Source organism: Bradyrhizobium sp. Leo170, from assembly GCF_004296405.1.
Classification (GTDB): Bacteria; Pseudomonadota; Alphaproteobacteria; order Rhizobiales; family Xanthobacteraceae; genus Bradyrhizobium.
The window spans coordinates 1-8,796 of sequence record NZ_PSRR01000358.1 but is presented as its reverse complement, the minus strand read 5'-3'; the positions used below and the strand labels follow the sequence as shown (position 1 = coordinate 8,796).

Annotated in this window: 9 protein-coding genes; all 9 read right to left on the bottom strand. The window is 58.0% G+C overall.

Features of this window, described 5'->3' with window-relative positions:
* Nucleotides 1–1,401: 1,401 nt before the first annotated feature.
* The 9 genes from CWO89_RS36630 to CWO89_RS36600 all read right to left on the bottom strand — a co-directional run bounded on the left by CWO89_RS36630 (nucleotide 1,402) and on the right by CWO89_RS36600 (nucleotide 8,603).
* Nucleotides 1,402–1,821 (bottom strand): type II toxin-antitoxin system VapC family toxin, encoded by a 420-nt coding sequence (locus CWO89_RS36630; RefSeq protein ID WP_245476746.1) that lies wholly within the window; start codon nucleotides 1,819–1,821, stop codon nucleotides 1,402–1,404.
* Nucleotides 1,822–1,829: 8 nt separating this feature from the next.
* A complete protein-coding gene (locus CWO89_RS36625; protein WP_130230593.1) occupies nucleotides 1,830–2,465 on the bottom strand; it encodes a DUF433 domain-containing protein in 636 nt (211 codons plus the stop codon).
* A gap of 183 nt (nucleotides 2,466–2,648) precedes the next feature.
* Nucleotides 2,649–2,840 (bottom strand): hypothetical protein, encoded by a 192-nt coding sequence (locus tag CWO89_RS48395; RefSeq protein WP_463702886.1) that lies wholly within the window; start codon nucleotides 2,838–2,840, stop codon nucleotides 2,649–2,651.
* Between the two features lie 117 nt (nucleotides 2,841–2,957).
* Nucleotides 2,958–3,527, bottom strand: a complete 570-nt coding sequence (locus CWO89_RS48390; RefSeq protein ID WP_245476745.1) for an ATP-binding protein — start codon at nucleotides 3,525–3,527, stop codon at nucleotides 2,958–2,960.
* Between the two features lie 50 nt (nucleotides 3,528–3,577).
* Nucleotides 3,578–4,090, bottom strand: coding sequence for a hypothetical protein (locus CWO89_RS48385; RefSeq protein WP_245476744.1), 513 nt, complete (start codon nucleotides 4,088–4,090; stop codon nucleotides 3,578–3,580).
* A complete protein-coding gene (locus tag CWO89_RS48380) occupies nucleotides 4,047–4,955 on the bottom strand; it encodes a helicase HerA domain-containing protein (RefSeq protein WP_245476743.1) in 909 nt (302 codons plus the stop codon). The genes CWO89_RS48385 and CWO89_RS48380 overlap by 44 nt, the downstream gene beginning before the upstream one ends.
* Nucleotides 4,948–6,249, bottom strand: a complete 1,302-nt coding sequence (locus CWO89_RS36610; RefSeq protein WP_130583246.1) for an SIR2 family protein — start codon at nucleotides 6,247–6,249, stop codon at nucleotides 4,948–4,950. The genes CWO89_RS48380 and CWO89_RS36610 overlap by 8 nt, the downstream gene beginning before the upstream one ends.
* 64 nt (nucleotides 6,250–6,313) lie before the next feature.
* The gene (locus CWO89_RS36605) at nucleotides 6,314–7,549 is read right to left on the bottom strand and encodes an HAD-IA family hydrolase (RefSeq protein WP_130583245.1); all 1,236 of its coding nucleotides are present in this window, start codon (nucleotides 7,547–7,549) and stop codon (nucleotides 6,314–6,316) included.
* Between the two features lies 1 nt (nucleotide 7,550).
* Complete coding sequence (locus CWO89_RS36600) at nucleotides 7,551–8,603, bottom strand: DNA-processing protein DprA (RefSeq protein ID WP_130230589.1); 1,053 nt, start codon at nucleotides 8,601–8,603, stop codon at nucleotides 7,551–7,553.
* Nucleotides 8,604–8,796 lie beyond the last annotated feature (193 nt).

The following is an 8,796-nucleotide window of genomic DNA, read 5'->3' as shown; positions in this document are numbered from 1 at the left end:
CCCGAGCTCGTTCATCATCGTCAATACCAAACCCGCCTCGAGGCCCAGCGCGACATCTTCGCCTTCATCGAAGGCTTCTACAACTGCGCATCAGAACACCCATCTGGCTATGTGATTGAAGAGAAGAGAGTTTGTTGAGCGGGATGCGATCCCGCGGGGTATTTTGGGTGAGCCGGCCGTATGTTCTTTATTGGCCGGTCTAGGCTGTTCAGAAAGCCTGCTGTGATCTTCCGGCCATGCGGGTGGATGCCGATGTACGTTGTCGTTTCGGGCGTCGTGACAGGAACGTCGAACACTATCTCGCCAGTCTTCGCCGTATGTTGCTGTATCCGCTCGGCGCGCTCTATATTGTTTTGGTCCGCGTAGGCGACGTGGAGCGACAACGGCGCTGCTCCTAATGTCTCTTCGATCAACAGTTGCAGTTCGGGAATGCGCCGCAATAAATCGGCTAGAGAGATCAAGCGCGCTTGGCCGTCCGTCGAGATTCTGTCCCAACTGTCGGGCCGCGGCTTGGATGCGACCGGCTTCAGATCAACGCCTCGAAAGCGGCAATACTCGTAAAAATGACCGCGGTCCCGGCAAGCGACTTTGTAGTTGAATGGAAACTCCTCTCCCGGTTGCCGCAATCGTCCAAAGCCCGTGGCCGCTTTCCGTGTGAGCTTGGATGTCCTTCAGGTCGGCGGTGGATTGCGGGCTCGCTACCTGCTCAGCAATCGTGATCTGGAGCAGCGCGTAGTATCGCGTGAGCACTCTGGCATTGAGCGAGCCGGGCTCGCTCCGCCAATAGCCAAGAGCGCTCCGAACGGCAAATGCGAGTTCCTGTCCCTTCTTCTGTAGGATATCGGGAGCAAGCCCGGGCGCACGGGCCGCAATGGTTCTTTCGCAAAGTGTCGGACTGGTGAAACGTCGGAGGCGCAGCCAGACAGCTTCGCTTAGGTTCTCTGCCACGAGCCACTCGGATAGAGGTCTCCTGATCCTTCTTCGTCAGTCATAAAGATCGCCGCCCGCGCTATGTGTCCAAATAGAAGGGAAGTCCATACCTTGAGTTCGTGACTCACATTTATCACTTGACGGCATTGTAGAACCTTATTGGTCGCTTTGGCGCGGGAAACGGGAACGGAAATTCGTCCCCACATGACCGGGTTCGCTGGTCAGCGGCGTGAACCCAAGCTTGGGTTTAGCCACTTGGATCCAGCTCGCGAATCGTAGCCTAGCTACGATATCCTAGATCTCTTCAAATAACCTTGCGCACTCACCATCCGTCCAGGGTTTCCGGCTCGCGTTATCGTCACGGACAGATGGCGCGACGTGGTCGGTCGGATGTGAACGAGGGCAGGCTGCTTTCACGTCCTCGAGCTCGATGTGCAGCTATCCAAGTCATCGTTTGAACATCGCGGCGTGTCAGGATTCAATCCGGACCGGCGGGTCACGAAAGGGATTAAGTAATCGCACGCTGCGCGTCTCGAAGTCCTTGATGTTGCGGGTGACGAGGACAAGATCGTAAACCCGCGCAGTCGCCGCGAGGGCCAGATCCCACCGATCCTTGTTCTTCGATCCAAGCAGTCGGGTCCATTCCGCGACGACACTTGCGTCTATCGGAATGATCCGGTCCGCATAGGCTTTCTCGATCGCACCGATCGTCTTGAGTAAGTTCGCGGCCCTGTCCGGATCGCGGCGCTTCAACATCTCGGCGCCGCGCCGCTTCTCGAAAAGCGTGGCGGCGCTCAGACGGAGGTCCGAATCGTCGACTGTTGCAAGCCACTTGCGCACGTTCGCGTTGCCACGCGCACCAAACTCGCGAAGCACGTTCTCGTCGATCAAATATGCGGTCACGGAATCCGGCGCGGCGCAACCTCGCCCGCCTCGGCTTCGTCATCGAACCCGAGGTCGGCTAGCTCTGCCAGCGCCCGCTTCAGGCTCCGCGAGGGATAGGGGCGTCCTCGCTTTGGATAGGCCTTGGCATATTCGATCGCGGCCTCAACCTGATCGCGCGTCAGCGACGGAAAATCGTCGACAATCTCCTCGGCCGATTGCCCACGGGCGAGGGCCGCCACCATGTAGACAGGAATCTTGGTGCCTTTAATGATGGGTTCGTTGCGATCACCTCCGACTTGTACCCATCGGCGCAGTTCATCGAGACGGTGGAGACGGGTTTTGAGGTCGGCGTCGATCTTGCCGAGATCAAGGACCAGTTCGCCAAACGCGACTCGGTGCGCGTCGAAAGAGAGCTGCCGGATCGCCTCATACAGGCGACGCCGGCCCGCAGGGGTGAGATCTCTTTCCAGTCTGTCGGCGACCAGCAGAAAGCGCATCTCCGCCGGGCCGAGGAGGCGCTGAACGCCGCTTCCGACGCGTCGCTGACGTGCGCGAATGATGCCGGTATCGACGGCCTTGTTGAGCGCAGCCGCGGACCGGTTCAGCACGTAACCTGCTTCCGTGAGTGTCAATACTTCGGCGGAAGACATGCGGAACTCCATCAATAATTCATCCCCAATATAGGGATGAATTAGGAGGTCGACAAGGCACGGCCTTAAAGAATTCCCCAGCGTGATACCGGCCCGTCTCTTGGATGCCTAGCCAGCGCTGGGGTTTAGGCTCCGTGCAACGTCTCCTTCGCCGCTATTACGATCATCGCAGCGAAAATGTGGCTAGCCTGTCTCTGTCCGATCTGCAGCTTCTTCGTCATCGTCCTGGTCATCATCATGTGCCGGCAACGGATCGGGAAACTCGCCGGCCAACCTTTTGGCCTTGCTGAGCAGGCCGGCCTCCTCGAGCATTTCCATATCGGGCAGGTCGCACGGCGCGTCGAAGCCAAAATGTGACAGGAAGTCAAGTACCATGCCGCGGCCAGTCCCAGGTGGGGATTTAGGCTACCGGATCGAACGCGCAGCCGGCGCAATACTCGATAATCGCCAGTGGCTTCGAGGGCGGTCGCCATCTCTTCTGATGACGGGCGCTCAATCATCAGCCGCCAGTGTCGTCGTGGCCGACCCGAACCGCAGCAGTGAAGGCCGTCCCGCCTCGTGGAACCACAGGTCGACAATCTTTGCGTCATCACTCGCCGGCAGCGGGAACGCACTCCGCACCTTGAAGGTCGTTGGAAGGTTGACCGAGTTTCCGAACACCAAGGCGTGCTGCTTCGGCAACGACGGGAGGCGGCGAAGCACGGCGTCTGAGATGAATGGCGTCATCTGCCGAATTTGAGAAAGGTCATCTGGATTCTGAATCCGATGCACGACGAAATTAGAGCACTGGGAGAGGACAGTCTTGGACAATTCGCTTGGTCGCTGCGAAGCAACTAGAAGAAAAAGACCGTACCTTCGACCTTCCTTAGATATGCGTTCGAATATACGACCTGCATCCATTGCGTACCGTGAAGGCGTCGAAGCGACGTAACGATGCGCTTCTTCCAAGAGGAGATGCACTGGGAAGCGATTGCGCGGGTCGGCGTGCCGAAGCAAGCGGAACACCATGCGCGCGAGTACGGCGCTGACCAGCTCAACCACCTCATCTTCCACGGCGTTCATATCGATTATGACGATTTGCGCAGACTTGGTGTGTCCACCATCCTTGGCCTTTAATCGAGAAGCCGAGCGAGAAAGTCCGTTGGCTCCAATGCTTCATCGGCCTGGTGGCGCAGAAAGCGATAGTCGGTGCGCTCCTGAAGTGCTTTGAAGCGCGTTACCATCTGCGAGCAGTAGTCGCGGATCTGACGATTTCCGTGGGCTTCTTCATAGAGAAGGGAGAGATCAATCGCGTCTCCGAGCGCTGCGAAGTCGAACGGCGTTCCGTCGTAATCGGGGAATTTCAAATCGGGGTTGATAAAGCCACTCGCCCCGTCTGAGCCAGCAAGGTATTTATAGGCGTCTTGCAGAGCGGGCATGTTGCCATAGCTGACGCTGATCCAACGGCCGAGCTTGGTGGCGTTGATCTCCTGCGTTCGGAATCGCTGAAGAATCCCGCGTATCCGAGTTTCCTTCGCGCCGGGCTGGGTTTCGTCTCCGAGAATCTGGGTGATACAAGTCGCCAAGATGTGGTTGCGAAAGTCATTGAGCTGAGTGCCGCCTGCCTGCCCGAACAGCGTGGTCAATCCCAACGCCATTCGCAGAATGGGAAGTTGGGTGCGCTCGCTGCGCCTGAAGGAGCAATTCCCATTCGGCAAGATCGAGGAACCAGTGCGGCACACGAAATTTATTAGCTGCAGCGCTGCCGTCGAGGATTACACGTTCCACGCCGATATCGGCGATACTTGGTAGTTTCTCGAACGCGGTGTGGTATTCGCCATTCACGTCTAGGACTACGAATGTCGCGCCGCGCGCGTGATGCTCGTCCGGCTTCTCAAAGAGAGCCTGCAGGATGGACGCAACCGTGCAAGACTTTCCGCTGCCAGTGTTGCCGAGCACAGCGACATGACCTCCGAAGAAGTCGTCGATACGAACTTTGACCTGGTAGTCCTCAAAGATAACCGACTGGCCGATGCCGAGATTGCGGAAGCGCGTGGCGTCGGCTGGAATACAGTCGGATCCATTATGCCCTATCGACTTTACCGCATCGGTTTCTGTATCGAAGATGCGATCGAGCTCGGTATCGAGAGCATACAGCGCGTCGGAAAAGAGCGATGGGAAGACTGATACCCCGAAACGAAACTTGCCATTGGGCGCCACCGACAGCATGCCGACGGGAACGACGTCCAGGAATTTGGCTGAGTTAGCCTTGTCCATCTGACCATCGCCGCGACCTGGGCCGTCCCGCTCTCGGAGGCCGACCACTTCGGCGACGACATACTCGGTTTGCGCGGGGATCACGAGAAAGGAGCCAAGCCGCGCGACGTAGTGGATGTCGTCGAAGCCAACAACTGTGAAGTTGTCGGTCCCGCCATGCACCTCAATAACGAAGCGGTCGGCTGCGACAGAGATCACCTTTCCAATTGCACGTCGGCGGTCATCATTACTCATCGTCCGTCTCTTTTCTCGAGCCCATACTTTCAATGACGAGACGTACCGCGTCGTCAATCCGCTCTGTCTGCCGCTGCGGCATGAAGTGGTCGACGATGGTTCTAAAGTAGTGCGCTGGGCTGCCGCCGGGAAGGCCGTCACCGCCAATGATCCAGACTCGTGGATCGTTGAGCGCGCGCAGCTTGGCGATTTCCCCATTTGAGTCGGGGTCCGCAAAAATGACTAGCCGAAAGGTTGGGATCGTCAGAGCTTGGTAGATGATGTGATTGAGGTGCTCGTCGCCGAAAGCATAGCCCGCAGTGATAAGGACGCTTTGCTCGCGCACCACTCGCGATTGAAATTCGCGAAATAGGTCCGCGTATGGAGAGCCAAGGCTTGAGTTTTGTTTGGCCGGCGTCGGATAGATCATCACCTTCGAAGGTGCGTCTTGCGGCCAGAGTTCAGGGATCGGGAACAGGCCGTGGTCATCTTCCGTCCAGCTGATCGAGCCGTGCAGCTTGCAGAGGTAAACGAAGCCATCGACGGCCGACCACTTTCGGCTTGTCAGGTCGAGCTGTTCTGCGAGTGCGTAGCGGAACGTGGCCGGGTTGAAACGCCGCTCGACCACGCCGGAAAAGCCGTTCGCGTAAGGCAAGCCAAGGCGGTCCATCGCGCGTTCGTTGAATAGGTCGTAATTGGTGGTGAACACCCACGGTCTTGGCAGAGACCTATCTCGCAGAACGAGCTTCCTGTAAAATGCCTCGTAGAGATCGAGAACGGAAGTATCGCCGTTGGCAAACTCCCCGTTCGTGCAGCGCTCCCAGAGGAACGACTTTACTTTCTGAATGATACTCTCGACCCGTTTGCCACTGGCCTCGTGCGTCGCCTTCTTGCTCCTCCTGTAAACGAACCGCAGGCTGTAAAGCAGCTCCATGAGCCGCTCCAGATTTCGGGAGTACTCGGCATCCTCCAAACTGGCGCCGAGCTTTCCAAGAAGTTCGACATCAGCCTTATCGAGCGCCCATGCCGGCGCAGGGATAGGGTTAAAATCATCATCGATCTGAGGCTCTCCGGGGTGCTTACAGAACTCTTTCGCCAGCGGAGCCATGGTCGAGATCCCGCGCTCTTGCTTATCGACCACGAGAGACGAGCAGCCGGCGCCGAGAAGAAAGGCTACGTTTCGAGCGTTCAGCGCCTCTCCTATGGCCTTGCGGACGTGATCCGGCCCGTGATCCCAGTCAAGAGCTGAGTTTGCCTGATCGCCGCTCTTGATGAAGTGGAACCGCGCATCGGAATTATCATCTCCATCGGCCACTCAGGTCCCCCAATTGCCTTGTGTCGCGACGGGTCGCGATCTGCGCCGACGCTGTACACATCCGTTAGAAATTCTCAGTGTTTTGGCAGTGGTCCGGATATCCAGAGCACCCCCAGAATTTCGCGTTGGTTGTCGAATTTGTTCGGATCTTCATCGATCGACCGCAGGCTGCACAGACCTTGCGCGAAAAGACACGCTGGTCTTTTGCCAAGGTCATTACTCTGACTTCGCCAGCCCCGCTCGCGGTTAGCGTCCGCACGCATTCCCCAGTGGTTTCGCCGGTCGTATAGACATCGTCGATGAGTAGAACCTTGTTGCCGTTCCATTTGAAGTTGGAGTGGAACGCGCCTTTGATTGCTTCGGAGCGTTCAAGCGGGTTCATCTGCTTGTAACCTTCGATTTCCTTGACACAGCGCAACCCCTTCAGCTCGAGTTCGATGTCTTCGTCAAAATGATTGGTCGCCTCGTTGAGGAGCTGTTCGAATCGATTGCGTTGCTGGGATGGTTTCATCGGCACGGGTACGACATAGTCCGGCGTCCAATCGAGATTCGCGATGGCCTTGCCGATAGCCTCACCAAGGATCTTGGCGTAGGTGTCGTCATTCTTCAGGGACAGGACTGCACCGCTTAGCACGCTCGTGGCGTGGCGCGGGTCGGAGGCTGTGAAGTATCTGCCTAACGCATATACAATTGGGTCGTCATCGCAATGGAGGATAGATCCCCAATGGCTGTGGAAGTCCCAGCCATGGGTCAGCGCTTCGCCGATGTAGCATCGTCCCCCAATGCGATCCCGACGCAACAGAGTCGAGGCTTTCGACATGAAGATGTCCGGCGCAGTTGAGGAAAGTTCGAATATCGATGATGGTCCCCATCTTACCGCAACCGAGGCTAAGCCGGCGTGATATGCGGATTCCACATCGCCAACATCGTCGCCGATATAGAGCGATTGCCGGCTCGGCGGAATGCCGAGTAGCTGAAGCGCTTTGAGCAAAGGTTCGGGGTCCGGTTTGTGGTTCTCCGTATCGCCGTATGTGATAAGTACGTCGTAGGGGATGCGGAACTGTCCAAGGACGGCTTCCGCATACCATCTCGGCGACGAGGTCACGACTCCGACGGCTTGGCCGTCTGCCTTCAGAAGACCTGGCAATTCGTGCGGAGCAGCGCTTCCCTGGGCCGGAAACGGCCTGATGAGATGCATGTTGCGACGCACTTCCTCCCACAGTTGGAAGCGCCGCATCTGCGCGAGCGCCGAGCTGTCGACAAGTGTCATGTCGAGATCGAACAGGAAGACGCCCGGCATGTCAGAGCATCGACGTCTGGGTTGAAGCAGAGGCTGGTCGGAGCTCCGGTTGCTCCCCGGCGATCAGGCGCGTCTCCAGCAACTCCAACATAGAGGCGTAATCCTCTCGGCTCGCCAGCGGCACCGCCACGGGCTCGTCCCGGAAGCGCGCCAAGAGGATGCGACGATAGTCACCCTCAGCCCGCACGGCGTCGGCGAACCGCATCGCCGGCAGTTGAGTCATGGCCAAGATGCCCTGGCTCTTGGGCTCGGCCGCGTGTCGTCCCTGTGGGACGGGTGCAAAGAGCAGGCGATTTTGCTGAATCGTGAAGCGAACGGTATGCATGGAGCCGCCCTTGATGTCGGTCTGCATGACGAACGTCGCGATCGAAAGACCGCTTTGGAGGCGGTCGCGTTGGACGAGGTTTCGGGGGGACGGCGGCACACCGAATGGCTGCTCGCTGACGAGCATGCCGTCCGTCTCAAGAATTTCAGCGGCCAGCTTGGCGTTTTGCCTAGGGTATATGCCATCAAGCCCACCTGCCATCACGGCAATCGTCCGTCCGCGATGGCGTAGCGCAGCCTGATGACTGAGCGTGTCGACGCCCGTCGCGAGACCGCTGACGATTGCCCAATCAGCACCGACTAGTGTTCCGATGATTCTATCGCTGACGATTTCTCCAAACTCGGACGGCTCGCGCGTGCCGATGCAAGCGACACTACGAAGTGGCGGCAACTTGCCTTTGACGAAGAGGACAGGCGGACGGTCGTGGAGTGAGCGAAGCGCCGTTGGGTAGTCTTGATCAAACACGGAAAGGACACGTACGCCGCGCCGATCGGCCTCGTCGAGCACGCGCTGAGCCTTCTCACCAGCGTTGGCCAATGCAGTCGGTTCATGAAGGCTTTCGATGACCGAGGCTGAAACTAGTGACCGCAGTTTCGCAGGCTCGGCGTCGGCAATGGCGGCGAGAAGCTGAAACCGCTCCGCGAGGCGTTCGGCTGTTGCGGGGCCAATGCCACGCAGCGCGGTCAAAGTAAGAATGCCGGCAGCAGTTCGCGTCTCGGTACTGATCATCGAAATCAACGCCTCTCGGAGAATTGGTCGGATATCAGTGTTTGGGCGATGTGTTTAATTGACGGGTCATGGCTCACCTCCGCATTCCCGGTTTGGTTATCGGGCCAACGACAGATACGCGCAGGTCGGTAGTTTCCCTTTGGAAGCCCGTCAACCTCCTAACCGATATAGCTCTAGGGTCTGTTGGGATTCA